Below are 23,113 nucleotides of genomic sequence, written 5' to 3'. Positions count from 1 at the left end.
GACCATATTTCCTCACTAATCGTCAAACTCACCCCCACATGGAACTCCAGCCCTTCCACCCCCGGCGGAGCCGGGCCTCACGGCTTCCCGCGGGTCACCGGTACGCGGTGTACTACCATCCGCCGTCCCGGTTCTGGCGTTTCCAGTGGACCGAGGCGGGGATCCTGGTGCTCGCGTCGGCGGCCCTCGGCGGCCTGGCCGTACGCCGTACCCTCCGCCGCCCCGGCTGACGGACCGGGCCGCCGCAGGGGCCTTCAGCCTGTACGACGCGTTCCGGTGCGGCTCACTGCCGTGACCGCGGTGGCCGCCACGGCGAGCACCAGCAGGACGGCGACCGCCAGCCGGTAGCCGTCCTGCAGCACGTCCGCGACGCCGGCCAGCCGGGCGGGGTCGGCGGCGTAGACGAGGTGGCGTTCGGCGGCGGGCACGGCCGCGGCGACGATGGCCAGGGACATGGCGGTGCTGATCACGGTCGAGACGTTGACCAGCATGAGCCGTACGCCGTTGACCACGCCCAGCCGGTCCTGCGTGGCGTCCATCATGATCGCGGTGGTGTTGGCCGTGATGAACAGCCCGCCGCCCGCGCCGACCAGGCCGAGCGCCGTCCCGAGCCAGGCGTACGGCACGGACGGGTCCAGCGCGGCCAGCATCACCGCCATGCCCGCCGCGCTCACCGCCGATCCGGCCACCGCCACCGTCCGGGGGTGGAAGCGGCCCGCCAGCACCCCGGCGACCAGGGAGGTCAGCGAAACCGCGGTCCCCGAACAGCCGCAGGTCGAGCAGCGGCGTCCGGCTGCGCCACTCGACCAGCGCGAACACCGGGGCCGCCGCCGCGAACGCCACCCCGCCCGCCACCACCCACGGGCTCAGCCAGCCGAGCGCGCTGCCCTGCGACAGGGCCAGCAGAAGTCCGCTCAACCAGGTGAACAGCAGGACGATCCCGGGCAGGTCCAGCCGCTCGCGCGCGCCCCTCGGCACCGGCCGGAGGGTGATCGCGCCCCAGACGACGGCCGCGACGCCGACGGGCACGTTGAACCAGAACACCCACCGCCAGCCCGCCGTCCCGGCCAGGAACCCGCCGAACGACGGCCCGACCAGCCCCGCCACGGAGATGACGGCCATGTAGACGGCCATGCCCCGGCCCAGCCGGGCCGGCGGGAACGCGCCGGCCAGGATGGCCGAGCTGTTGGCCAGGATCATGGCCGAGCCGCATGCTTGAGCGACCCGGAGCGCCAGCAGCACCTCGATCGAGGGCGAGAACCCGGCGGCCAGGCTCGCCGCGGTGAACACCACGAACCCCAGCAGGTACGTGCCGCGCCTGCCGAACAGGTCGGCCACCCGCCCGAACACCACCAGGCCGACCGAGCTGACCAGCGTGTACGCCAGCAGCACCCAGCTCGCCAGGAAGGCCCGGCGTGGAAGTGCGCGACGACGACGGGCAGGGCGACGTTGAGCGAGCTGGAGTTGAGGCCGGTCAGGAACATGCCGAGGCTGGTGACCGAGACGGCCCGCCAGGCGTACCGCAGCCGGGCGGACTCGTCCTCCTGCTCCGCCGTGCTCGCGAGCGGCTGCGCCGGGGCGGCCTTGGGCGGCGGTCACGGCGAGGTGGCGGCGGCTCAAGCGAGGTGTTGGGCTGCTCAGGTGGGGTGGCGGTGGCTCAAGCGTGGTGCTGGGGCTGCTCAGGTGAGGTGGTGGGTGGCGGTTACGGTGAGGGTGCCGTCCTTGGTGTAGCCCTCGGCGCGGATCTCGGCCGCTGTGACCACGTCGTGCACGGCGATCCGCGCCGGGGACCCGGTGACGTCGGCCGAGGCGCGGGGGCGGCCGTCCACGTACAGGTCGACGCGGTCGATCCCGGCGGACTCGACGGTCACCCACAGGGTGGCGTCGCCCGGTTCGGCCGACAGCGCGAGCCGGTGCGCGCCCTGCCGGGCCAGGACCCCCGCGACGTGCTCCATCAGGTCGGAGTTGCCCTCCAGCAGGTCCCTCCTGGTCATCAGGTAGCGCTCGCCCGCGACCCCGTAGTCCTCCAGCGGCGTGCCGGTCGACTCGCCCACGCGCAGCGTGCGCCGGATCGCGACCCGCAGGTTCGCCCGGCGCGGCAGCGGTTCGTACGGCGCCGCCAGCGCCCCCAGGATGTCCTGGTGCTCGACCACGTTGGCGCCGCCCGCGCCGGTGTTGCCGCCGACGGAGACGATCACGCCGATGCCGTGGTCGGCGAAGCCCGCGGCGAAGATGTCGGCCGTGGAGTAGCACAGGGCGTTGGTGATCAGCACGACCGGGCCCTGGTAGAACTGGCCCAGGCGGTTGGCGAGGTCGGGCGAGGTGAGCGGGAAGGCGTCGGAGTAGGGCACCCCTCTCTCCACGGCGCGGTCGATCGAGGGCTCCCAGCGGCCGAAGCGCGCGTCGGACCGGGCGAGCCGCAGGTTCTGCGGGGTCGTCACCATCTGTGCGGGTTCGGGGCTGATCGTACGGGCGGTGAGGAGTTGCAGCAGGATCTCGCCCGCCACGATGGTCCCGCCGGGGTTGTCGCGGATATCCAGTACGAGGCCGTCCTGCGGTAATCCGTCCAGGATCGTGAGGAAGTCGACCACGTGCCGGCGCAGCGCCTCCAGGAACTCCTCGTCCGTCTCGAACCGGTCGGTGTCGATCGGCTGGAGCTTGAAGTCCTTGACGCGCACGTGCCCGAACGTCCGGCCGCCCGCGCTCACCTGGCGGTACAGGAAGCGCCCCCGTTCCTGGTAGCCGGAGGGCGAGGCGGCGGCCGCCGCGGCACGCGGGACCAGCGACTCGATCAGCGCCGCGATCTCCTGGCCCTCGTGGTCGACGCCGATCGGCCCCTGGGCGCCCCCGGCGACCGGCGCGGGCACCGTACGCCGGGCCAGCAGCCACGGCGTACGCAGCTCGCCCGGCTGCCCGTCGGGCCCGCGGAACCCGACCGTGACGAAGTCCTCCTCCGGCGGCAGGTGGTAGCGCAGCACCCGGAACGGCAGCGAACGCAGGCCGTTGGCGTGGCGGGCGGCCGGGTTGCTGCCCGCGAACCGTTCGGCGTGCACATCGACGGCCCGGTCGATCGGCACGCCGTTCCAGTGCGTGACCTCGGCCCCCCGTACGAACGTCGCCCGCACCGCCTCGGGGATGCGGGCCGGCCGGGTGATCTCGGCGACGAGGTAGCGCGGCTCGCCGGCCTCGGCGTACTGCTCGATCCTGAACGGCAGGTAGGCGGCGCCGTCGGCGTAGGGGGCGGGCAGTTCGTAGGTGGTGTGCAGGTCGTGCAGCGAGGTGAAGACGGACAGGAGCTCCCGGTGGAAGCGCGGCTCCGGGTCCATGGTCGCCTCGCTCCGGCGTTGCGTCGCGGCCAGCAGGAGGCGCAAGCGTTGCAGCGGGTCGATGCCGTACAGGGCGTCCTTGAGCGGCAGGTGCGCGTAGTTCTGCTCCAGCAGCAGGAGCGCCTGCCGGACGATGACCTGCCGCTCGGCGAGCGTCAGCGCGCCCGGCGTGCGCAGGAACTCCTCCACGGTCGTGTGGTCGTCGGGGACGTAGACCGGCGCCGCGGCCGCGGCGGGCGGCTCGGCCGCCGCGGCCTCGCGGATCCCGGCGAGCACGCCGGCCCTGTCCCATCTCCCCCAGTACGGGTACGTCATGGCGTGGCTCCCTGTCCTGTCGCGGCTCCTCGGAGACCACCCAGCCTGCGCCGCCCCACCCGCCCGCGCCTGAGTACGGGGGTACTCAACCCAGCGCGCGCAGGGCCTCCTCCACGCCGTCACCGGTGCCGACGGCTACCTCGCCGCCGTCGCGGTCACGGGCGACGGCGATGACGCCGGACCCGGTCGGATGGAGGCTCAGGGTGACCGTGCAGCCCCTGTGCAGCAGCGCCTCCACGTCGGCCGCCGGCGCGGCCTGCTCGACCGTCCCCGGGCCGAGCAGGCGGGTGGCCGCGATCAGCGCGGCGACCGGGGTGCGGTGGCGGGCCAGCAGCACCGGGGTGTCGTCGTACGGCGTGGCGACCTGGCGGACGAGCTCGCCGAGCTTGGCCTTGGCCGTGGACAGCGACACGACGGGCAGTCCGGACAACATGCCCGGCACCTTCGACAGCGGGACCAGCGCGGCCCACTCCCAGCGCTCCCGCGTGATCAGCGTGACCTGCCCCTCGCCTGCCGCGCCGACCAGCGCCCCCCAGCTGGACCTCGCCTCCTCGACCCCGATGGGGACGCCGAGCCTGGCTTCCAGCTCACTGTAACTGATCATGCATGAAACCGTAAGGCACCTTACGATATCCACGCAAGACACCTCGCCCCACGTCCCCCTAGGGTCGGCTCGCGCGGGCCGTGCGCGCCCGGCGTACGAGGTCCGCGGCGGCCTCCGGCCATTGGGGGTGTTCGAAGGTGAAGCCCGCCTCCAGCAGCCGGCCGGGGACGACCCGGCGGCTCTTGAGCAGCAGCTCGGTGTCGGAACGCAGCGCGTACGCGCCCAGCTCGGCCATCCACCGTGTCGCGGGCAGGCCCACCGGCATGCCGCAGGCGGCCCGCAGCGCCCGCATGAACTCGCCCTGCGGCAGCGGCCCGGGGGCGGCGAGGTTCACCGGCCCAGCCAGCTCGCCCCGCCCAGCCAGGTCGTCCCGCCGGGCCAGGTCGTCTTGCCCGGCCAGGTCGTCCAGCCCGGCCAGGAACTCGACGGCGCGGACGAAGTCGTGCTCGTGGATCCAGGACACGTACTGGGCGCCGCCCGCGACCGGGCCGCCGAGACCCAGCCGCGCCAGGCGCAGCAGCACGTCGAGGACGCCGCCGCGATCGGGGCTCATCACCATGGCGGTACGCAGGGCGACCTTGCGCGTACGCGGGGTCTCGGCCCGTTCCTGCTCCCGTTCCCACGCCCTGGCGATCTCGACGCTGTAGGCCCAGTAGCCGGGCACGCCGGGCTCGGCGCCGCCGATCAGGCCGGTCGCCTCGTCGTTGGGCGCGTCGAGGCGGTGGGCGTAGACCGTGGCGGTGCTCATCTGCAGCCACACCCGGGGAGGGCGCGCGGCGGCCGCGATCGCCCTGCCGACGGCCCGGGTTGAGCGCACCCGGGAGTCCATCATGGCCCGTAGGTTGGCCGGGGTGTAGCGGCAGTTCACACTGCGTCCGGCCAGGTTGACCACGACGTCGCTGCCGTCGATCTCCGCCGACCACGCGCCCTGGGTCTCGCCGTCCCAGCCGACCTCGCGCTCCCGTACCGGCCGCCGGGTCAGCACCACGACGTCGTGGCCGGCGGCGGTCAGGGCGCGATCGAGGATCGCGCCGACCTGTCCGGTGCCTCCGGGGATGACCACCTTCACGGCTCCGACCCTACTCCGGTCTTTTGAACGCGTTCAGCACGGGGTGGCGCGACCGCGGGCGGCAGGTGTCGGGGGGTTCGTACGCGGCCCCTCCCGACCGCCGCTCATCGCCCCGCCGAGCCGACGCGGGGCGGGCCGATGCGGGGCGGGCGTCGAATGGATCAGGACGGGAGGGTGTCCAGGGTCGTCAGGTCGTCGGCGGTCAGGGTGAGCTCCGCCGCGCGCAGGTTCTCCTCCAGGTGGGCGGGCGAGCCGGTGCCGGGGGTGGGCAGGATGACCGGGGAGCGGTGCAGCAGCCAGGCCAGGGCGACCTGCCCGGGGGTGGCACCGTACCGGGCGGCGACCTGCACCAGGGGATTCCCCGACGCGACCGACTCCAGCGCGATTCCCGGCCCGGCGTCCGCCCGCGCCGTGCCCGACCCGCCGTCTGTCCTCGCCGTGCCTGGCCCGGCGTCCACTCTCGCCGTCCCCGGGCTGGTGGCCAGCGTGCCGTTTCCCAGGGGGAACCACGGCAGGAACGCCATGCCCAGCTCCGCGCACCGCGCCAGCACCGGCTCCGACTCCCGGTCCAGCACGTTGTACCGGTTCTGCACCGAGGCCAGGTTCGTGATGGTCAGCGCCTCGTCGAGCTGTTCCGGGGTGACGGTGTCGAGCCCGATGTGCCGGATCTTGCCCTCCTCGCGCAGCTCGGCCAGCGTGCCGAGCTGGTCGGCGAGCGGTACGGCGGGGTCGATGCGGTGGAGCTGGTAGAGGTCGACGGTCTCGGTACGGAGGCGGCGCAGGCTCGCCTCGCACATGGCACGCAGATCCTCGGGACGTCCGGCGGGATGCCACGCATCCGGTCCGGTACGGATCACACCGCCCTTGGTGGCCAGCACCAGGTCCTCGGGGTAAGGGTGGAGGGCCTGGGCGACCAGTTCCTCGGCGACTCCCGGGCCGTAGTTGTCGGCCGTGTCGATGAGCGTGACGCCGTGATCCACGGCTCGGCGCAGCAACGCGACCGCCTCGCCGGGCGGCAGGCGCGGACCCCAGTAGCCGGGGCCGGTGAGCTGGGCGGTGCCGTAGCCGAGGCGTCGTACGCGCAGCTCACCGGCAATGTCGAACGTCCTGCCCACCACCGCGCCCCTGCCCCTTCCCGCCAACGAGAACGCCCATCGTACGACGCCCCCTACCCGCCCCTCGGCCCCGCGGCCGGCCCGCCCCGTCGGTCCACGTGCCTCCGACGCTCTCCGTACAGCCCGTACAGCCCGTACAACCGGCTCCCGGTCCGCGCGCCCCTGTTTGCGCGGACCGGCGGTGCTCTACGTCGTCGTCGGCCGTGCCCCCCTACACCGTCACCATCCGCTCCGGACAGGACGTCCTCACAGCTCGGCCACCACCGCGTAGCGTTCGTCGGCGATCTCCTTGCCCCAGAGGGCCGGGTCTGGGAGGGGGTGCACCTGGTACGTGCCGACCAGGGAGCGGAGCGCGGTGGTCAGGGTGTCGGCGGTGACGCCACCCATCCATGGCAGTTCCTCCCCCGGCACGTAGCTCGGCTGCCGGCCGCCGGAGGTCTGCCAGCGGCCCTCCACCAGCACCAGCCGCCCGCCCGGACGCAGCAGCGACACCCAACGGGCCAGCGCCGCCTCCGGGTCGGGGATGGTCCACAGAACGTGGCGAGCCATCACGACGTCGAAGCGACTCTCACCGACCGGCGGGTCGGCCGCGTCTCCCGTCAGCACCACGGCGCCGGTGCCGGCCAGCTTGGCTCTGGCCCGTTCGACCATGCGGGGGGCGAGGTCGACGCCGGTCAGGCGGTGGCCCCTGGCGGCCAGGAGCAGCGACAGCGAGCCCGTGCCGCAGCCCAGGTCGAGGACGTCGAGCGGCCCGGCGGGCACCCACTCGGCCAGCCGCGCCGCCCAGGCGGCCCTGACCTCGGGATCGCGGAGCCCGTGGTCGGCCTCGTCGTCGAAGGAGTCGGCCGCGGCGTCCCAGAAGCCTGCGATGGTCGTCATGCCTCCGCATCCTGGCAGGCGCCACCGACAATCCCGCGCCACCGAAAGGCGCCACAGAAAAGCGCCGCCGACCCGGCGTGCTCGCGCGGATCAGGGCGATGCGAACCTGGTGCACTGGTCTGACCAGTCGCTAGTGTGCCTTGCATGACGGGATATGACGCGCTGTTCCGCCTCGACGGGCGGCGGGCCGTGGTGATCGGGGCCGGGAGCGGGATCGGCCGGGAGGCGGCGTACGCCCTGGCCGCGCATGGGGCGTCCGTGGTGTGCGCGGACCGGGACCTGGACGCCGCGCGGGAGACCGCCGCCGGCTGCGAGAGCACCGCGCGGCTGCTCGACGTGCTGGACGACGACGCCGTACGGACCGCCGCCGCCGAGGAGCCGGCCGACGTGCTGGTGTTCACGGCGGCGACGAACGTGCGCAAGCGGCTGCTCGACTACTCCGGCGAGGAGTTCGACCGGGTGGTGGGGCTGAACCTGCGGGCCTCGTTCGACGTCGTACGGGCGTTCGGCGCCGGGATGGTGGAGCGGGGACGCGGCTCGATCATCGGGTTCGCCTCGATCCGGGCGTCGGTGACCGAACCGGGACAGGGCGTCTACTCGGCGACGAAGGCGGGGCTGGTGCAGTTGCTGCGGACGGCGGCGGCCGAGTTCGGCCCGTACGGCGTGCGCGTCAACGCCATCGCGCCCGGCGTCGTCGAGACCCCGCTGACCAGGCAGATCAAGGACAACCCCGACTGGTACGCCGCGTACGCCGCCAAGAGCGCCCTCGGCCGGTGGGCGACCGCGCCCGAGATGGCGGGCGCGGTCGTCTACCTGGCGAGCGACGCGGCGAGCTTCGTGACGGGCTCGGTGTTGTACGTGGACGGCGGCTGGACCGCCGTGGACGGCCGTTTCGATCCGCCCAATTGACGCGAATACTCCCGACCGAACCGGGGCAGCAGGCACGGGTCCCATTGAAGGGAGGGACTCATGAGAACAGCACGGAGCCACTTAGCACCCGCGGGAATCGCGGCCGTGCTGGCGTTGACCGTGTCCGCCACGGCACCCGCCGCGGCCGAGGCCGCCACCACCGTCCGGCCGGTGGCCGCGCCCGGTGCGGCGGCCGCCCCGTCCGTCCAGGCGTCGCACGCCTCGGCGCGGGACCGGGCGTACCTGCGGCAGGCTCACCGCGGCAATCTCGCCGAGATCGCGGCCGGGAAGGCCGCGCTCCGCAGGTCGCACGACAAGGACGTGCGTGAGATCGCCTGGGGTCTGATCCGTGACCACCGCAAGCTGGACGCCCGGCTGCGCGAGGTCGCGCAGCGGCTGCGCGTCGATCTGCCGGACGCGCCCGCGGCCGAGCAGCGCGACGACCTGGACGCGGTGCTCGCAAGGCGTTCCGGCCACCGGTTCGACCGGGCCTGGCTGCGTCTCCAGGCCGACGCGCACGAGCAGACGCTCACGCTGATCAGGCGCGAGCTGCGGCACGGGCACTCCGGGTCGGTGCGGAACCTGGCGCGCGACGGCGCCCCCGTGGTCCGGCACCACCTGGACGAGGTGCGCGCCGAGCTGACCCGTCACGCCCGCTGACCTGCGCGTGACCCCCGGACGGCGGGCCCTCGGGCCCCCGCCCGGGGTCGGTTCGCGGGCTTCAGGTGCACCTGTCCGTGTTACGTCGCGGGCTTCAGGTGTACCTGTAGCGGCCGGCCGTGCGCGGTCTCGAACTCCAGGACCGTGTGCGGCCCGGTGACCCTGGCCCGGCACGGCTGGCCGGCGTCGGCCCGCCAGTGTCCGTCCAGGGTCACCCGCAGCCGGTGCGGGTGGCTGGGGCTCGCCAGCCAGGGACGCGACCACGGGCTGTAGTGCCCGACGTACCGGCCCTTCTCGTACTGGTCGTGGTCGATGCCGCCGTATAGGCGCAGGTCCGGATCGCAGACCGCGAGGACGACCGTCTCGCCTTCTTCTCGGACGAGCAGCATCGAAGGCGTGTCGACCTCGCGTACCAGACCTTCCAGACGAGTGCGCTCGAACACGGCGTAACCGGTGATGCCGGTGTCGCGGTCCCGTACGACGTGGGCGGCGGTGTCGGCACGCAGCACCCGGTACGGCGCCCGCGCGGCGTCCCCCATCGCGTCGGCGAAGCCGGCCATGCGCTCGGCGGTGGCGTTCACCACCATCGCGTACTCGTACGTCCCGTCGCATGGCGCGGTGCCGTGCCTGATCCAGGCTGTGGCGAAGTCTCCGCCGGTGGGCTCTTCGGTGGCGTTGTTGCGGGAGGTCTGGGCCGAGCGGGTCAGCGCCACTTTCTGCCCGGACGCCAGGTAGTAGCCGATGCCCTTGTCGTCGAGCAGCCAGCGCGACCCGCCGTCGAGCTGTTCGTGGGGGAAGGCCGTGACCGCCGTGCCGTCCACGACCGTGGGTGTGTTCCTGGCGGGCAGCCGGGTCTGAAAGAGGGTGGTCTCGGTCTCGTCGGCGGTGTCGTCGTTGGTGATGCCGGTGCCCAGGGCCACGACGCGGTCGTCGAACAGGAACACCGACTTGCGGGCCCGGTGGCTGCCGTCGTACTTGGGGTGTCCGTGCAGGTCCATGGCGAACATGCTGTTCCGTCCGTCGATGGTGCAGGCTCCGGCGAAGCGGGAGTCGGTGAGCAGCATCTCCTCGATGGCTCCGGTCAGGTCGCCCTTGAGCTTTTCGAGCGGTTTGTGGATGACCGTCGTGCCGGGGCGGCGGTTCCAGTCCCAGCCGGGCTGGGCGTAGCCGCTGTCCTGGTTGGTGACCGGGGAGCCGCGGTGCAGGACCTGGATCTGGCCGTAGGTGTTGTAGCGGCCGTACCAGTTGGCGCCGACGTAGATCTCGGTGCTCCACAGGTAGCGGTTGTGCCCGCGTACGGTGACCTGCCATTCGTCGCGGCGCTGCACGGCCAGCGCGGCGTAGTTGAGCGCCCAGGCGCCGGATGGGGCCGGCTCGGGCGTGATGCCGCGGGCGTCGAGGCGGGCCGCGAGCTCCTTCTGCCGCTGGGTCGGGTTGCCGGGCAGCAGGCGCAGGAAGGCGGCGGCGATCTCATCGTCGATCGGGGCGAGCCACTCGAACGGCACGATCGACAGCGCGGTGGCGCCGCTGGGGTTCCGACCGCTGATCGAGATCGGCCAGTGGTTCTTGTTGGCGTAGACGCGCTGCATGAGCAGTGCCTTGCGCAACCAGCCGTACGCCTGCGCCGAGATCGCGAACGAGCCGCCGTGCAGGACGTAGACCAGCGGCGCGAGGCCGCTGAAGCCGTCGCGCACGTAGTCGGGGAAGAAGCCGACGTGGTGGAAGGCCGTGCCGTCCGGCTTGATCCCGTCCTGGATGCCGTCGGTGGGCAGCAGGGTGGCGTTCAGCCAGTCGCGCAGCGCCCGCAGGTAGGCCACCTGCCCGGCCTCGCCGTCGCGCAGCAGCACGGCCGCCAGCATGCCGCGGACCGTGGTGTTGTACAGGTCCATCATGCTGCCGCGGGCCATCCGGAAGCCGAAACCGCGGAAGATCCGGCCGAGTCCGCTCAGCCATTCCAGGTCGGCGCGTACCCGCTCGAACTCCCCCGCCTCGCGCAGGGCGTCCCGCATGAGGTAGACGGAGTCGTACAGGCCGCGGGCGTCGTAGCCGAGGTGGTGGATGGTGCCCTGGCAGCTTCCCTTCGTCCAGCCCTGTTCCCGCAGGTGGGCGACCATGCGCAGGTAGAGCGCGGCCAGCGCGGGGCGGTCGGCGGGGGTGGCCTGGTAAGCCTGGGCGAGGGTCTTCATCAGGTCGGTGCAGGCGCGCAGCGTGACCGGGTTCACGAACGCCTTGAGCTCGGCGGCGATCTCCACCGGGTAGATCTGCGCCTGGTAGGCGTGCGTGGGACGGCCCTCCAGGGCGGCCACCTGGGCCGTCAGGCCGGGCACGTCCGGCTTGACCTGGGCGATCAGGTACTCGTCGTGGTAGCGGGTGTGCAGGGCGCGCAGCGAGGCCAGTTCCTCGGCGGTCGGGGGCGACGGGTCCGGCTCGACGGTGGCCAGGAGCCGGTCGAAGCGGTGGAGCGCCTGCCAGTGCTGGTTGTCGTACTCGTCGCCCTCGGGGGCGATGCCGGGGAGCTGGTGGTCACGGCAGGGGGCGTCGGGGCGCAGCGGCACGTTCAGCATGAGCTGGTCGAGGTGCAGGGTCCCGGCGCGGCGGGGGGCGATGATCCGCAGGGTGTCCATGTCGGGGTGCGGGCGCCCGTGCATGTCGTACGCGTACCGCACCCACGCCGTACGCCACCCGCTGAACCCGAGCCGGAACTCGAACCACAGGTCCGTACGCTCACCCCGGCCGAACTCGAACCTGAGCACGTCGTCCACCGGCTCGGCGTTGTGCACCCACACGCAGAACGCGTCCACCAGCCCCTGCCACGCCTGGTCGTCGCCGAGGCGGTAGGGGTCCGGGGCCCAGCGCAGCGGCGCCCGTACGGTGATCACGTCGCGGCTCGCGTGCTCCCAGCGCAGCGACCTGGTCCCGCAGACGGCGACCTGGTCGCCGATCGACAACGTGGAGCCGGAGCTCGCCGTGAAGTGCGGCGGGACCGCGCTCTCCAGCAGGAACACCGGCGGGTCCATCGCCATGGCCCGCTGCTCCAGCCCCTCGCCGGCCGGCCCGCCCGCCGCGAGGGCCGCCGTCCCCGGGCCGCCGGCCGCGAGGAAAGCGCTTGCCGCACCTGCCTTGAACACCGTTCTGCGCGTGATCTCCACCATGCGCGCCATCCAACGTGACCGATGCCGGAAGGTAAAGACATCTCGTCAAACCGTTACCCTCACCGGAAGGCGCAGAGGCTCACGTCCCGGCCGCCGGGGCCACCGAGATCCGACGGGTCCACGCCGCCGGGGCCACCGAGATCCGAGGGGTCCGCGCCGCCGGTGAAGCGGTCCCAGTCCGTCCTGCTCAGTGACCGGGGGCCGTCGTCGCACAGGACCCGCTCGGGGTCGGCGGCCACCTGCCGCAGGTCGCCGAGGTCCCAGACGGAGAAGGTGGTGCTGCCAGGGGCGGCCATCAGCGCGACGCGGGCGCCGTCGCTCAGCGCCACCCCCCTGACCTCCGACGGGTACCCGCGCAACCCGGCCAGCCGTACGGGCCGCGAGGGAACGGACAGGTCCCAGAGCGCTCCGCTGCCGTTGGACCCCGCCAGGAGGGCGGTCGCGCCGTCGGGCGTGAGGGCCACGTCGAGCATGTCCGCCGGAGGCAGCTCGATGACGGCGGTACGGGCCGGACGGGCGGGGTCGTCGAGCGTCCAGACGTCCGCCTGGCTCCGCCAGTCCGCCCCCGGGTCGCGCCGCGCGACGACGAGGACGCGCCCGTCACCGCTCAGGGCGGCCGCGGTGCCGGTGTAGATCGCGGGGGTCAGCTCGGCCGTCTTCACCGGATGCGCCGGATCCGCCAGGTTCCAGATCGCCACCGGGCCTCGGTCGGTCGTGGTGACCGCCGTCCCGCCGTCACCGCTCAGTTCGAGGTCCTCCGTCCGGGAGCCGTGGACGACGGTGACCGAGCGCCGGACCGGGTGGTCCCGTACGGCCAGGTCCCACACCAGCAGGTTTCCGGCGAAGTCCGCCACCGCGGCGACCCGGCCGTCCCGGCTCACCGCCAGGGCCTGGACGTCGTCGAGCGGCCCCTTCGCCGCCACACCCGGCAACGTCGCCCGCCGGGCCGGGTGAGCCGGATCGGTGAGATCCCACACGGTCGTGGCGCCGTCGTCGGCTCCGGTCAGCGCGGTGCGCCCGTCGAAGGAGAGCGCCAGCGACTCCACGGCGCCCCCGGGGCCGTCCAGCGCGACCGCTCTCCCGGAGCCGAGATCCCAGACCTCGGCCTTCTCGGTCCCGGCGACGAGGCCGAGGCGCCCGTCGCCACTCACCTCGGCGTGCCAGGCGCCGTCGGGGCCGCGCAGCCAGAGATCGTCCCTGCGCCACAGGAGGAGGGTGTCCGTCAGCCCGCCGCGGGTCTGGTCGTCGGCGTGGACGCCCAGAGCGGCCAGGCCGAGATCGCGAGCCTTGACCGGATCGTCCCCGCGAAGCTCGGCGGCGTGCAGCGCCAGCCGGTGGGCCAGCGCGACCCGCTCCTGGGCCCGCGCCTCCTCGTGCTCACGCCACCAGGCCGTGCCCGTGCCCGCCACAGCGACGCCCAGGAGGGCGGCGAGCACGACGAGGGCCCTTCCACCGCGCCCACGCGGGGCAACCGCCGACTCGTCCGTCCGTTCAGCCAAGGCACGCGCCTCCTCGCAGTCCGGCGCCACCCTACAGTGATCGTCAGGGGCGGATGATCGCCATTCTGGTCACCGTCAATTCCTCAATGGCGAACCTCGGGCCCTCGCGGCCGGTGCCCGAATCCTTGACGCCGCCGTACGGCATGTTGTCGGCCCGGAAGCCGGGTACCTCGTTCACCACCACGCCCCCGGCCTCGATGCGGTCGATCGCGGTGAAAGCCGTGGCCAGCGAGCGGGTGAAGACGGAGGCGTGCAGCCCGTAGCGGGAGCGGTTGACCGCCTCGAAGGCGGCGTCGAGCCCCGGCACCGACCGTACGCACACCACCGGGCCGAAGATCTCCTCGTCCCACGCCGCCGTGCCGTCGGGCACGCCGGAGAGCACCGTCGGCGCGATCGCCCGCCCCTCGCGCACCGCGCCCGCGACCACCTCGGCCCCCGACGCGGCGATCCACTCCAGGACGCGGTCCGTGGCGGCGGGGTCGATCAGCGGGGCGACGCGGGTCTCGGGCAGGCGCGGGTCGCCGACGGCGACGTCCTTGACGCGGGCGGCCAGCAGCGCCAGGAACTCCTCCCGTACGGGCTCCTCCACCAGCACCCGCTGCACCGCGATGCACGCCTGCCCCGAGGCGTAGTAGCCGCCGCGTACGACGGCGTCGGCGGCGGCCTCCAGGTCGGCGTCCGCGGCGACCACGAGGGCGGCGTTGGAGCCGAGTTCGAGCAGCGTCTTGGTGGGGGCGGCGGCGCGGGCGATGGCATGCCCGGCGGCGGCCGAGCCGGTGAAGGAGACCGCGCCGATCCGCCGGTCCTCGACCAGGGTACGGCCGACCTCGACGTCCCCGGTGACGAGCTGGACCCCGGCGGGCGGCAGGCCGCCCTCGCGGAGCAGGTGCACCAGCCGGAGCGTGGCCAGGGGCGTCGCCGGGGCGGGCTTGACGATCACCGGGCAGCCCGCCGCCACCGCCGGGGCGATCTTGTGGGCGGCCAGGAGCAGGGGGTAGTTGAAGCCGGTGATCCCGACGACGACGCCGATCGCCCGCCGCGTCCAGAACCCGACCAGCCCCTCCCCCGACGGCAGCAGGTCCAGTGGCACGGTCTCGCCGTGCAGCCTGGCGACCTCCTCGGCGGACGTGGCCAGGGTGAGCAGCGTCCTGGCCACCTCGACGCGGCAGTCGACCAGCGGTTTGCCGGTCTCCATGACCAGCAGCCGTTCGAACTCCTCGCGGTGGGCGGCCAGCGCGTCGTGCGCGGCCATGAGCGCGGCGCGGCGGGCGTGCGAGGGCAGCGCGGCCATGGCGGGCGCGGCCGTCAGCGCCTCCTCCAGGGCGCGGGCGGCGTGGGCCGGGGTGCCCAGCGGGGCGCGGGCCACCACGGAGCCGTCGTAGGGGAAGATCACCTCGGTGGTGTCCTCGGTCGTGACCCATCCGTCCCCGATGGGCAGCCCGTCCGGCCAGGTCATCTGTCTCCCCCTAGAACGCTCGGGAACACGTCGAGGTACGCGGGCGCGTCCTCGCGGCCGGTGGCGGCGAGCATGGCGTGGGCCACCGCCCGGCTGAACACGTCGGCCGCGGCGGCCAGGACGTCCTGCAGCCCGTCGGGGCCGGGGGCCGGGCGGGCGCAGGTGGCCAGGCCGAACACGGTGTCGCCGTCGACCATGGTGTGGGCCGGGCGGATGGCTCTGGCCAGGCCGTCGTGGGCCACCCCGGCCAGTTTGCCGCATTGGGCCTTGGTGAGGGTGAGGTCGGTGGCGACCACGCCGATGGTGGTGTTGAACGAGGTGACCTTGTCCGGGCGCCACGCTTCGGCCTCGGCGGCGGCCGGGAGGCGGAGGTGGTCGAACTCGCCGGGCAGGCCGTAACGGATGCCGGCGAGGGTGGCGCCGGCGGGGTCGAGGACGGATCCGGCGGCGTTGACGACGGCCAGGGCGGCCACGGTGACGCCGCCGGGCAGGACGGCGCTGGCGGTCCCGACGCCACCGGCCAGGCCGCCCGCCAGCGCGCCGGTCCCGGCCCCGATGGACCCGCTGGCCACGGCGGGCGCGGTCGCGAACCGGGCGGCGCCGCCGTTGGTGACCGTCCCTCGGAAGGGAGCGGGGCCGCCCGCGCGGGCCGCACCGCCGTGGAGAGTGACCGTCCCTTGGAGAGGGGGAATGGTGGGGTGGGCGGCGTCGTAGGCAGCGGTGCCCAGGGTGGCGTCGGGGGTGGCGCGGAAGTCGCCGCCGCGGCCGAGGTCGTAGATGACGGCCGCCGGTACGATCGGCACGACCCCGCCCGCCACCGGGAACCCGATCCCCGCGTCGGCCAGCCGTTCCATCACCCCGCACGCCGCGCTCAGCCCGTACGCGCTGCCGCCCGACAACACCACGGCGTGCACGCGCTCGACCAGGTTGCGCGGGTCGAGCAGCTCGGTCTCGCGGGTGCCGGGCGCGGCCCCGCGTACGTCCACCCCGGCCACCACGCCCTCGGGCGGCGCCAGCACCACCGTGGTGCCGGTACGGTACCCGCCCCCCACCCGCTGCGCGTGCCCGACGCGCAGCCCGGCGACGTCGACGAGGGAGTTCGTCGGCCCGGGGCGCATCAGAAGTCCCGGTGGAGGAAGCGCCGCGCCGCCTCGGCGAAGACGCGGGTACACCGGACGATCTCCGCCACCTCGACGTACTCGTCCGCCTGGTGGGCGATCCACTTGCCGCCGGGGCCGTACACGACCGAGGGGATGCCGCCCCAATGGGTCAGCACGGTCCCGTCGGTCGAGCCCGGCACGCCGCCGTAGACCGGCTCCTCCCCCGTCACCGTACGGTGCGCCGCGGCCAGGGCGGCCACCACCGGGTCGGACACCGGCACGTCCACCGGCGGCCGGTCCACCAGGACCGACACCGACGCCTCGATCCCGTCGCCGCCGGCGAGGGCGGCCACCCGGTCGGCCACGACCTTGTGCTCCAGCCCGGGGATCGTCCGTACGTCGACGAAGACCGACGCGGTGGCGGGGATGACGTTGACCTGTTCCTCGGTGCCCGCGCGTACGACGGTCGGGGTGACGTACACCTCGCCGAGGTGCTCGTGGGCCGGATGGCGTTCCTGGAGCTCCTGCTGGAGGGAGCGCAGGGCGACCAACAGCGTGCCGACCGCCTGGACGGGGTTGCGGCCGTGCTGCGGCATCGCGCCATGGGCCATCTTGCCGGTGAGGTCGACGCGCAGCCGCAGCGCGCCCTTGGCCACCGCGCAGATCTCCCCGGCCTCGGGCTCGGCGACGATCGCGCCGTCCACGCCGGCGGCCAGCCCGGCGGAGACGAAGTGGTGGGCGCCGATCATCAGGCCCTCCTCGTCGGCCAGCGCGCACACCTTGATCCGGCCGGGGAACGGGCCGGCGAGCTGGAGCGCGCGGGTGGCGTAGAGGGTGGCGGCCAGGCCGGACTTCATGTCGGCGCTGCCCCTCCCCCACAGCCGCCCGTCGCGGATCTCGCCGCCGAACGGGTCGACGGTCCAGGTGGACAGGTCGCCCTCGGTGACGACGTCGGTGTGGCCCTCGAACATCAGCGTCGGCCCGTCGCCGCCGCCGCCCTCGACCACCGCGACGACGTTGGGCCGGCCGGGGGCGGCCTCGTGGACGACGGGGTCCCAGCCCCATTCGCGCATCTTCGCCTCGACCAGGTCGGCGGCGGGCCGCTCGCTGCGGCCGCGGGCCGGGTCGTTGGTGCTGGGGATGCGCACCAGGGCCTGCGTGAACTCCACGACTCCCCGCGCGTCGACGTCGATCACAACAATCCCTCCAGGGTCGGTACGGCCCGCAGCAGGTCGCGGGTGTAGGGGTGGCGTGGCGCGGCCCAGACGTCGTCCACCGGGCCGGTCTCGACGATCTCGCCGCCGCTCATGACGGCCACGGTCTCGCACACGTGCCGTACCACCGACAGGTCGTGCGAGACGAACACGAGGGTGAGGCCCAGCTCGTCCACCAGGTCGGCGAGCAGGTTGAGGATCTGGCCGCGTACGGACACGTCCAGGGCGCTCACGGGCTCGTCGGCGACCAGCACCTTCGGCCGGGGCGCGAGGGCGCGGGCGATGGCGATGCGCTGCCGCTGCCCGCCGGAGAACTGGTGCGGGTACCGGTCGGCGGCCGAGGCGGGCAGGCCGACCTCCTCCAGCAGCTCGGCCACCCGCGTACCGACCGGCAGGCCGAGCGCGACCAGCGGCTCGGCCACCAGGTCGCGCACCCGCATGCGGGGGTCGAGCGAGCTCATCGGGTCCTGGAAGACGATCTGCAGGTTCTCCCGCAGGAAACGCAGCCGCCGCTCCGGCAGGCCGGTGATCTCCCGCCCGTCGAAGGCGACGGTGCCGGAGGTGGGCCGGTCGAGGCCGCACAGCAGACGCAGCAGCGTGGACTTGCCGGAGCCGGACTCGCCGACGATGCCGAACCGCTCGCCGCGGTGGACGGTCAGCGACACCTCCCGCAGCGCGTGGACGGCCGCGCCCGACCTGGTGAGCGAGGTGCGGGGGCGGCGGTAGACGCGGCTGAGGGCGCGGGCCTCGATCAGCGGCCCGCCCGGCGCCACCCCCGGCGGCTCGAACGGCGGTTCAATCGGCGGGGTGCCAGCATGCGTGGGCATGGCCGTCTCCTGTCAGCGCCGGCGGGGTGTCGCATCGCGGGGTGGCGTGCGGGCAGCGGTTGCCGAACACGCAGCCCTCGGGGAAGGCGCCCGCGGGCGGCACGCTGCCCTTGATGGTGGGGAGCCTGGTGCCGCGCGGGGTGAGCCGGGAGGCGGCCAGCAGGCCCTCGGTGTAGCGGTGGCGGGGGTGGGTGAAGACCTCGCGGATGGGGCCGGTCTCGACGACGCGGCCGCCGTACATGACGATGACCCGTTCGCAGACGGAGGCGACGACCGCCAGGTCGTGGGTGATGAACAGCAGCGCGGGCGCGACCTCGGCGATCAGCTCCAGCATCTGCTTCTGCACGGTGACGTCGAGCGCGGTGGTGGGCTCGTCGCAGATGAGCAGGCCGGGCTCGTTGGCCAGGGCGATGGCGAGCATGACGCGCTGCCGCTGGCCGCCGGAGAGCTGGTGGGGGTACGCGCGGGCGATCTGGGCCGGCTCGGGCAGCCGGACGCGTTCGAGGAGGGCGAGCGCTCGCCGCCCGGCCTCCGCGCGGGAGACGCCGTGCAGGGTCATGACCTCGGCGACCTGGGCGCCGACGCGCATGAGCGGGTTGAGCGCGGTCATCGGCTCCTGGAAGACCATCGACAACTCGCGCCCTCGCAGGTCCTTCAGCCGCTTCTCGGGTACGCCGACCAGGTCGCGCGCGCCGAGCCGGGCCGCGCCCGAGGCGGTGACGCCCTCGGGCAGCAGGCCCATGAGCGACAACGCGGTCAGCGACTTGCCGGACCCGGACTCGCCGATCAGCCCGACCCGCTCGCCGGGCGCGATCGCGAACGACACGTCGTGGACGAGCTCCACCCCGTCGGCCCGTACGGTCAGTCCCTCAACCGTCAGCACGCAGCCTCCTGAGCTTGGGGTCGAGGTGGTCGCGCAGCCCGTCGCCGAGCAGGTTGAACCCGAGGACGGCCAGCGCGATCGCCAGGCCGGGCCAGAGCGCGAGACGCGGGGTCGAGAAGAGCAGTTCCTGCGACTCCTGCAACATCCGCCCCCACGACGGGGTCGGCGGCCGGGTGCCGAACCCGAGGAACGACAGCGCCGCCTCGGCCAGGATCGCGATCGCGAACGACACCGACGCCTGCACGATCAGCACGGACGCGATGTTCGGCAACACGTGCCGTACGGCGATCGCCGGACGGCGGCGGCCGGCGGCGCGCGCGGCGAGGACGTAGTCGGTCACCATGACCTGGAGCGTCGCGGCGCGGGCCACCCGCGCGAACGCCGGCACGGTGGCCACCCCGATCGCGATCATCGCGGTGAGCGTGCCCGCCCCGTAGACCGCGCCCAGCATGACGGCCAGCAGCAGCGCCGGGAAGGCGAACACCAGGTCGTTGACCCGCATGATCAGCTCCGACAGCCAGCCGCGCGGCGTCATCCCGGCGACCACGCCGAGCGGCACGCCGAGCACGGCGGCGATGCCGACGGCCACGACGCCGACGTAGAGGGTGGTGCGGGCGCCGACCATGAGCTGGCTGAGGGTGTCGCGGCCGAACTTGTCGGCCCCGAGCAGGTAGCCGCCGCCGGGGTCGCGCAGCTTGCGGGCGGCGTCGACGAGGGTCGGGTCGTGCGGCGTCCAGACGAACGAGACGAGCGCGGCCAGCGCCACCAGCCCGACCAGCACGCCGCCGGTCAGGAGCGAGGCGTTCGGCCGGCCTCTCATCGCAGCCTCGGGTCGAGCAGGTGGTAGGTCACGTCCACCACGAAGTTGATCAGCAGGACGGCGGCCACCAGCACCATCACCACACCCTGGACGAGCAGCAGGTCGCGCCCGGCCACGCCGTTGAGCAGCAGGTCGCCGAGCCCCGGCAGGACGAAGACGCGCTCGACCACGACCGCCCCGATCAGCAGGGTGGCCAGTTGCAGGCCGAGCACGGTGACGACGGGGATCGAGGCGTTGCGCAGGCCGTGCCGCCACAGGGCGCCGGTGCTGCCGCGGCCCTTGGCGCGGGCGGTGCGCAGGTAGTCCTCGCGCATGACGTCGAGCACGGCGCTGCGCACGTAGCGGGTCAGCACGGCGCCCTGGACGAGCCCGAGCGAGAGCCACGGCAGCAGCAGCGAGCGCAGCCACTCCTGCGGGCTGTCGGCGATCGGGACGTACCCGCCGGACGGCAGCGCCTGCGCCTTCACCGCGAACACGTACACCAGCAGGATGCCCGCGAGGAAGGCGGGGACGGCGATGCCGGCCTGGCTGAGCGCGCTGACGGCGGCGCCGAGCGGGTTGCGGTGGCGCACGGCGGCGAACGTGCCGAGCGGCACCGCGACGACCAGCGCCAGCACCATGCCGCCGAGCACCAGCACGGCCGTCACGCCGAGCCGGTCGCCGATCTGCGGGCCGATCGGCGAGCTGGTGACGTAGGAGGTGCCGAAGTCGCCGTGGGCCAGGCCGCCGAACCAGTCGAGGAACTGCGTGACCGGCGGCCGGTCGGTGCCGTACTGCGCGCGCAGCGCGGCGACCGCGTCGGGGGTGGCGTTGACGCCGAGCGCGATCTCGGCCGGGTCGCCGGGCAGCAGGGCCATGAACGCGAACACCGCGACGGCGGCCACGGCGGTGCTCGCGATCAGCACCGCCAGCCGTTTGAGCAGGTAGAGCGTCACTGCTTGGCGAGACCGGTGAAGTCGAAGGACTCCGCGATGGCGTTCTTCGGCAGCCCGGTGACGCCCTTCTTCGCCACGATCAGGTTGGGGAACAGGAACAGCCAGTCGGCGGCGGCGTCGTCGGACAGCAGTTTGGCGGCCTTCTTGAGGTCGTCGGTCTGCTGCTGCTCGGTGCCGGAGTCGGCGGAGGCGAGGAGCTTGGCGAACTCGGGGTTGTCGTAATGGAAGTAATACGACTTATCGGCAAAAATCCCCAAGTCGCGGGGCTCGACGTGGTTGATGATGGAAAGGTCATAGTCGCCCTGCTTGAAGACCACATCCAGCCAGCGGGCCGGGAACTCCAGGGGCTCGATGTCGGCCGTGATGCCCACCTGGGCGAGCTGCGACTTCACCACCTGCGCGCTCGCCACCGCGTACGGCAGGTTGGGGATGCGCATCTTGACGGTGAGCGTCTTGCCGCCCAGCAGTTCCTTGGCCTTGGCCGGGTCGTACGGGTAGTCGCCGGTGCGGTCCTCGTACCAGGGGTCGGTGGGCGGCACCATCGAGCCGATGAGCTGCCCGCGTCCGGCCCAGGCGGTGTCCAGCAGGGCCTTGTGGTCGATCGCGTACCGGACCGCCTGGCGGGCCTTGACGTCGTCGAACGGCGGCCGGGCGTTGTTCATCGACAACACGACCTCGCCGTTGGTGGTGCCCTCGACCGTCTGGAACCGGTTGGGGTCGGCGAACTGCTGCAGCGACTCGGGCGCCTGCACGCTGGAGATCACGTCGATGCCGCCGGTCAGCAGCGCGTTGTTCATCGCCGTGGCGTCCTTGAAGTACTTCAGCGTGATCGCCGACAACGCGGGCTTGGTGCCCCAGTACGAGGGATTGGCGTCGAGCCGGATCGACTCGCCGCGCTTCCACGCCCCCAGCGTGTACGGCCCCGTGCCGACCGGCTTGTTGGCCAGGTCGGCCACCCCGGTACGGCTGAACATCGCGCCGAGGCGGGTGGCGAGGGCGTAGAGGAAGCCGTTGCTCGGCTGCTTGAGCGTGACGACGGCCGTGGTGTCGTCGGTCTTGGCCACCTTGTCGATGACGTCGAACTGGGCCTTGATCTTGAGCTTCCAGTCCGTCCTGACCCGGTCGAGGGAGAACACGACGTCGTCGGCCGTGAACGGCGCGCCGCCGTTGAACGTGACGCCCTTGCGCAGGGTGAAGGTGTAGGTCCTGCGGTCGTCGGAGACCGTCCACTTCTCGGCGAGCAGCGGCTTGATCGTGCCGTCCTGGTCGAGCTTGACCAGGCCCTCGTAGACGTTGACGAGCAGCGCCTGCGGGATGGCCGCGCCCTCGGTGGCGGTGAAGTCGAGGTTGGCCGGCTCGGCCACGAATCCGACGGACAAGGACTGCGCCTTGGGGGTGCCTCCGGTGCCGGAACCGCCGGAACCGCCGCCGCAGGCGGCTGTGACCAGCAGGAGACCGCCCACGGCGATCCAGATTCCGATTCGCCTCATGTCTTACAGCCTCCTGGCTAGTGCACTGGTCTGACCAGTAGGCTACGCACATTGCCAGTCGGTGACGGCTCGGGTCAAGGGGGCTTCCCATGGGTGCACGGTTCGAGCCGGTGCGGGCCGTACGCGCCTACGAGCGGGTCGTGGAACAGGTCGAGGAGGCCATCGAGAGCGGGGCCCTCGGCCCGGGGGCGCGGCTGCCGAGCGAGCGCGAGCTGATGGTGCAGTTCTCGGTGGGGCGCTCCACGGTACGGGAGGCGCTGCGGGTGCTCCAGGCGCGCGGCCTGGTACGTTCCCGGCCGGGCGATCCCAACGGCGCCGAGGTGCTGCCGTTCTCCCCCGCCGCATTACACAAGTCGATGACCACGCTGGCGCGGGTGGCCGAGTTGTCGCTGGCCGAGCTGGTGCAGTTCAGGATGGTGCTCGACTCCTCGGCCGTGCTGCTGGCCGCGCGGCTGCGCACCGAGGAGCAGGTCGCGGAGATGGAGGCGGCCATCGCCGGCATGCGCGCGGCCCTGGCCTCCGACCACGACGCCTTCAGCGCCGCCGACGTGGCCTTCCACGACGTGATCGTGGCGGCCGGCGGCAACAAGCTGATCCAGGTCTGCACCGACGTGGTCCGTTCGGTCGTGCTGGACCTGATCGCCGGGAAGATCGCCGACGCGCCCGACCGCGGGTCGCTGATGCGGCGCAGCATCCGGCACCACGAGGAGGTGCTGGCCGCCGTGCGCGAGGGCGACGGCGCCGCCGCCGCGCGCCTGCTCCGCCGGTCCATGTACGACTACTACGCCGTCCACCTGCCCGACGCCGAACGCTCCGCCCTGCGCGCCCTCCTGGAGTGACGCCCGCCACAGGGTGTTATG

Annotated in this window: 22 protein-coding genes and 1 pseudogene; 6 read left to right on the top strand and 17 right to left on the bottom strand. The window is 73.3% G+C overall.

Translation table 11 applies throughout. The features are described 5' to 3' along the window. Window positions 1-38: 38 nt before the first annotated feature. Window positions 39-230: a hypothetical protein gene (locus tag IEZ27_RS00950; RefSeq protein ID WP_189645432.1), complete on the top strand. Its 192-nt coding sequence runs from the start codon at window positions 39-41 to the stop codon at window positions 228-230. 24 nt (window positions 231-254) lie between these two features. Here IEZ27_RS00950 and IEZ27_RS00945 read toward each other — a convergent pair whose 3' ends face one another. Then, complete coding sequence (locus IEZ27_RS00945; RefSeq protein WP_189645431.1) at window positions 255-725, bottom strand: hypothetical protein; 471 nt, start codon at window positions 723-725, stop codon at window positions 255-257. Between the two features lie 197 nt (window positions 726-922). Here IEZ27_RS00945 and IEZ27_RS00940 point away from each other — a divergent pair, with 197 nt between their 5' ends. Continuing rightward, on the top strand, window positions 923-1,126 hold the full coding sequence (locus tag IEZ27_RS00940) for a hypothetical protein (RefSeq protein ID WP_189645430.1): 204 nt from the start codon (window positions 923-925) through the stop codon (window positions 1,124-1,126). On the opposite strand, the pseudogene IEZ27_RS55415 reads toward IEZ27_RS00940, so the two are convergent. Continuing rightward, window positions 1,027-1,350 (bottom strand): annotated as a pseudogene (locus IEZ27_RS55415) (MFS transporter); the annotation flags it as partial. The gene IEZ27_RS00940 and the pseudogene IEZ27_RS55415 overlap by 100 nt on opposite strands. On the opposite strand from IEZ27_RS55415, the gene IEZ27_RS00935 reads away from it, so the two are divergent. Continuing rightward, window positions 1,283-1,453, top strand: coding sequence for a hypothetical protein (locus tag IEZ27_RS00935; RefSeq protein WP_189645429.1), 171 nt, complete (start codon window positions 1,283-1,285; stop codon window positions 1,451-1,453). The pseudogene IEZ27_RS55415 and the gene IEZ27_RS00935 sit on opposite strands and share 68 nt — an antisense overlap. A gap of 226 nt (window positions 1,454-1,679) precedes the next feature. On the opposite strand, the gene IEZ27_RS00930 is transcribed toward IEZ27_RS00935, so the two are convergent. The 5 genes from IEZ27_RS00930 to IEZ27_RS00910 form a co-directional block, all read right to left on the bottom strand. Further along, a complete protein-coding gene (locus tag IEZ27_RS00930; protein WP_189645428.1) occupies window positions 1,680-3,641 on the bottom strand; it encodes a S41 family peptidase in 1,962 nt (653 codons plus the stop codon). Window positions 3,642-3,726: 85 nt separating this feature from the next. Continuing rightward, complete coding sequence (locus IEZ27_RS00925) at window positions 3,727-4,245, bottom strand: type II toxin-antitoxin system prevent-host-death family antitoxin (RefSeq protein WP_189645427.1); 519 nt, start codon at window positions 4,243-4,245, stop codon at window positions 3,727-3,729. 58 nt (window positions 4,246-4,303) lie between these two features. Next, the gene (locus IEZ27_RS54840; RefSeq protein ID WP_189645426.1) at window positions 4,304-5,314 is read right to left on the bottom strand and encodes a DUF1731 domain-containing protein; all 1,011 of its coding nucleotides are present in this window, start codon (window positions 5,312-5,314) and stop codon (window positions 4,304-4,306) included. A 161-nt stretch (window positions 5,315-5,475) separates the two neighbouring features. After that, window positions 5,476-6,429, bottom strand: coding sequence for an aldo/keto reductase (locus IEZ27_RS00915; RefSeq protein WP_229823025.1), 954 nt, complete (start codon window positions 6,427-6,429; stop codon window positions 5,476-5,478). A gap of 246 nt (window positions 6,430-6,675) precedes the next feature. Beyond that, entirely contained in the window at window positions 6,676-7,308 is a 633-nt protein-coding gene (locus IEZ27_RS00910; RefSeq protein ID WP_189645425.1) for a class I SAM-dependent methyltransferase, read from the bottom strand. Window positions 7,309-7,452: 144 nt separating this feature from the next. Between IEZ27_RS00910 and IEZ27_RS00905 the strand changes: the two genes are divergently transcribed. Both IEZ27_RS00905 and IEZ27_RS00900 read left to right on the top strand, forming a co-directional pair. Then, on the top strand, window positions 7,453-8,217 hold the full coding sequence (locus IEZ27_RS00905; RefSeq protein WP_189645424.1) for an SDR family NAD(P)-dependent oxidoreductase: 765 nt from the start codon (window positions 7,453-7,455) through the stop codon (window positions 8,215-8,217). Window positions 8,218-8,277: 60 nt separating this feature from the next. Beyond that, the gene (locus tag IEZ27_RS00900; protein ID WP_189645423.1) at window positions 8,278-8,877 is read left to right on the top strand and encodes a DUF4142 domain-containing protein; all 600 of its coding nucleotides are present in this window, start codon (window positions 8,278-8,280) and stop codon (window positions 8,875-8,877) included. Window positions 8,878-8,957: 80 nt separating this feature from the next. Here IEZ27_RS00900 and IEZ27_RS00895 read toward each other — a convergent pair whose 3' ends face one another. The 10 genes from IEZ27_RS00895 to IEZ27_RS00850 form a co-directional block, all read right to left on the bottom strand. Further along, on the bottom strand, window positions 8,958-12,029 hold the full coding sequence (locus IEZ27_RS00895) for a chondroitinase family polysaccharide lyase (protein WP_189645422.1): 3,072 nt from the start codon (window positions 12,027-12,029) through the stop codon (window positions 8,958-8,960). A 59-nt stretch (window positions 12,030-12,088) separates the two neighbouring features. After that, on the bottom strand, window positions 12,089-13,465 hold the full coding sequence (locus IEZ27_RS00890; protein ID WP_189645421.1) for a WD40 repeat domain-containing protein: 1,377 nt from the start codon (window positions 13,463-13,465) through the stop codon (window positions 12,089-12,091). 106 nt (window positions 13,466-13,571) lie between these two features. After that, a complete protein-coding gene (locus tag IEZ27_RS00885; protein WP_189645420.1) occupies window positions 13,572-14,984 on the bottom strand; it encodes an aldehyde dehydrogenase family protein in 1,413 nt (470 codons plus the stop codon). Continuing rightward, the gene (locus IEZ27_RS00880; RefSeq protein WP_189645419.1) at window positions 14,981-16,102 is read right to left on the bottom strand and encodes a P1 family peptidase; all 1,122 of its coding nucleotides are present in this window, start codon (window positions 16,100-16,102) and stop codon (window positions 14,981-14,983) included. Before IEZ27_RS00880 ends, IEZ27_RS00885 begins: the two co-directional genes overlap by 4 nt. Beyond that, the gene (locus tag IEZ27_RS00875) at window positions 16,102-17,280 is read right to left on the bottom strand and encodes a M20 family metallopeptidase (RefSeq protein ID WP_229823023.1); all 1,179 of its coding nucleotides are present in this window, start codon (window positions 17,278-17,280) and stop codon (window positions 16,102-16,104) included. Before IEZ27_RS00875 ends, IEZ27_RS00880 begins: the two co-directional genes overlap by 1 nt. Next, window positions 17,277-18,125: an ATP-binding cassette domain-containing protein gene (locus IEZ27_RS00870; protein WP_189645418.1), complete on the bottom strand. Its 849-nt coding sequence runs from the start codon at window positions 18,123-18,125 to the stop codon at window positions 17,277-17,279. The genes IEZ27_RS00875 and IEZ27_RS00870 overlap by 4 nt, the downstream gene beginning before the upstream one ends. Then, a complete protein-coding gene (locus tag IEZ27_RS00865) occupies window positions 18,094-19,008 on the bottom strand; it encodes an ABC transporter ATP-binding protein (protein WP_189645417.1) in 915 nt (304 codons plus the stop codon). The genes IEZ27_RS00870 and IEZ27_RS00865 overlap by 32 nt, the downstream gene beginning before the upstream one ends. Continuing rightward, window positions 18,995-19,828, bottom strand: coding sequence for an ABC transporter permease (locus tag IEZ27_RS00860; protein WP_189645416.1), 834 nt, complete (start codon window positions 19,826-19,828; stop codon window positions 18,995-18,997). The genes IEZ27_RS00865 and IEZ27_RS00860 overlap by 14 nt, the downstream gene beginning before the upstream one ends. After that, on the bottom strand, window positions 19,825-20,763 hold the full coding sequence (locus tag IEZ27_RS00855) for an ABC transporter permease (protein ID WP_125637643.1): 939 nt from the start codon (window positions 20,761-20,763) through the stop codon (window positions 19,825-19,827). The genes IEZ27_RS00860 and IEZ27_RS00855 overlap by 4 nt, the downstream gene beginning before the upstream one ends. After that, window positions 20,760-22,253: an ABC transporter substrate-binding protein gene (locus tag IEZ27_RS00850; protein ID WP_189645415.1), complete on the bottom strand. Its 1,494-nt coding sequence runs from the start codon at window positions 22,251-22,253 to the stop codon at window positions 20,760-20,762. The genes IEZ27_RS00855 and IEZ27_RS00850 overlap by 4 nt, the downstream gene beginning before the upstream one ends. An 89-nt stretch (window positions 22,254-22,342) precedes the next feature. On the opposite strand from IEZ27_RS00850, the gene IEZ27_RS00845 reads away from it, so the two are divergent. Next, on the top strand, window positions 22,343-23,092 hold the full coding sequence (locus IEZ27_RS00845; protein WP_189645414.1) for a FadR/GntR family transcriptional regulator: 750 nt from the start codon (window positions 22,343-22,345) through the stop codon (window positions 23,090-23,092). The last annotated feature ends 21 nt before the right edge of the window (window positions 23,093-23,113 follow it).

Origin of the sequence: Nonomuraea spiralis, assembly GCF_014648435.1 — a bacterium.
Taxonomy (GTDB): Bacteria; Actinomycetota; Actinomycetes; order Streptosporangiales; family Streptosporangiaceae; genus Nonomuraea; species Nonomuraea spiralis.
This window is presented reverse-complemented; position numbering and strand designations above follow the sequence as displayed.

Coding starts and splice junctions, on each gene's coding strand:
- IEZ27_RS00950 (WP_189645432.1), top strand. CDS start 39: ATGGAACTCCAGCCCTTCCACCCCCGGCGGAGCCGGGCCTCACGGCTT.
- IEZ27_RS00930 (WP_189645428.1), bottom strand. CDS start 3,641: ATGACGTACCCGTACTGGGGGAGATGGGACAGGGCCGGCGTGCTCGCC.
- IEZ27_RS00925 (WP_189645427.1), bottom strand. CDS start 4,245: ATGATCAGTTACAGTGAGCTGGAAGCCAGGCTCGGCGTCCCCATCGGG.
- IEZ27_RS00910 (WP_189645425.1), bottom strand. CDS start 7,308: ATGACGACCATCGCAGGCTTCTGGGACGCCGCGGCCGACTCCTTCGAC.
- IEZ27_RS00905 (WP_189645424.1), top strand. CDS start 7,453: ATGACGGGATATGACGCGCTGTTCCGCCTCGACGGGCGGCGGGCCGTG.
- IEZ27_RS00900 (WP_189645423.1), top strand. CDS start 8,278: ATGAGAACAGCACGGAGCCACTTAGCACCCGCGGGAATCGCGGCCGTG.
- IEZ27_RS00895 (WP_189645422.1), bottom strand. CDS start 12,029: ATGGTGGAGATCACGCGCAGAACGGTGTTCAAGGCAGGTGCGGCAAGC.
- IEZ27_RS00885 (WP_189645420.1), bottom strand. CDS start 14,984: ATGACCTGGCCGGACGGGCTGCCCATCGGGGACGGATGGGTCACGACC.
- IEZ27_RS00880 (WP_189645419.1), bottom strand. CDS start 16,102: ATGCGCCCCGGGCCGACGAACTCCCTCGTCGACGTCGCCGGGCTGCGC.
- IEZ27_RS00870 (WP_189645418.1), bottom strand. CDS start 18,125: ATGCCCACGCATGCTGGCACCCCGCCGATTGAACCGCCGTTCGAGCCG.
- IEZ27_RS00860 (WP_189645416.1), bottom strand. CDS start 19,828: ATGAGAGGCCGGCCGAACGCCTCGCTCCTGACCGGCGGCGTGCTGGTC.
- IEZ27_RS00850 (WP_189645415.1), bottom strand. CDS start 22,253: ATGAGGCGAATCGGAATCTGGATCGCCGTGGGCGGTCTCCTGCTGGTC.
- IEZ27_RS00845 (WP_189645414.1), top strand. CDS start 22,343: ATGGGTGCACGGTTCGAGCCGGTGCGGGCCGTACGCGCCTACGAGCGG.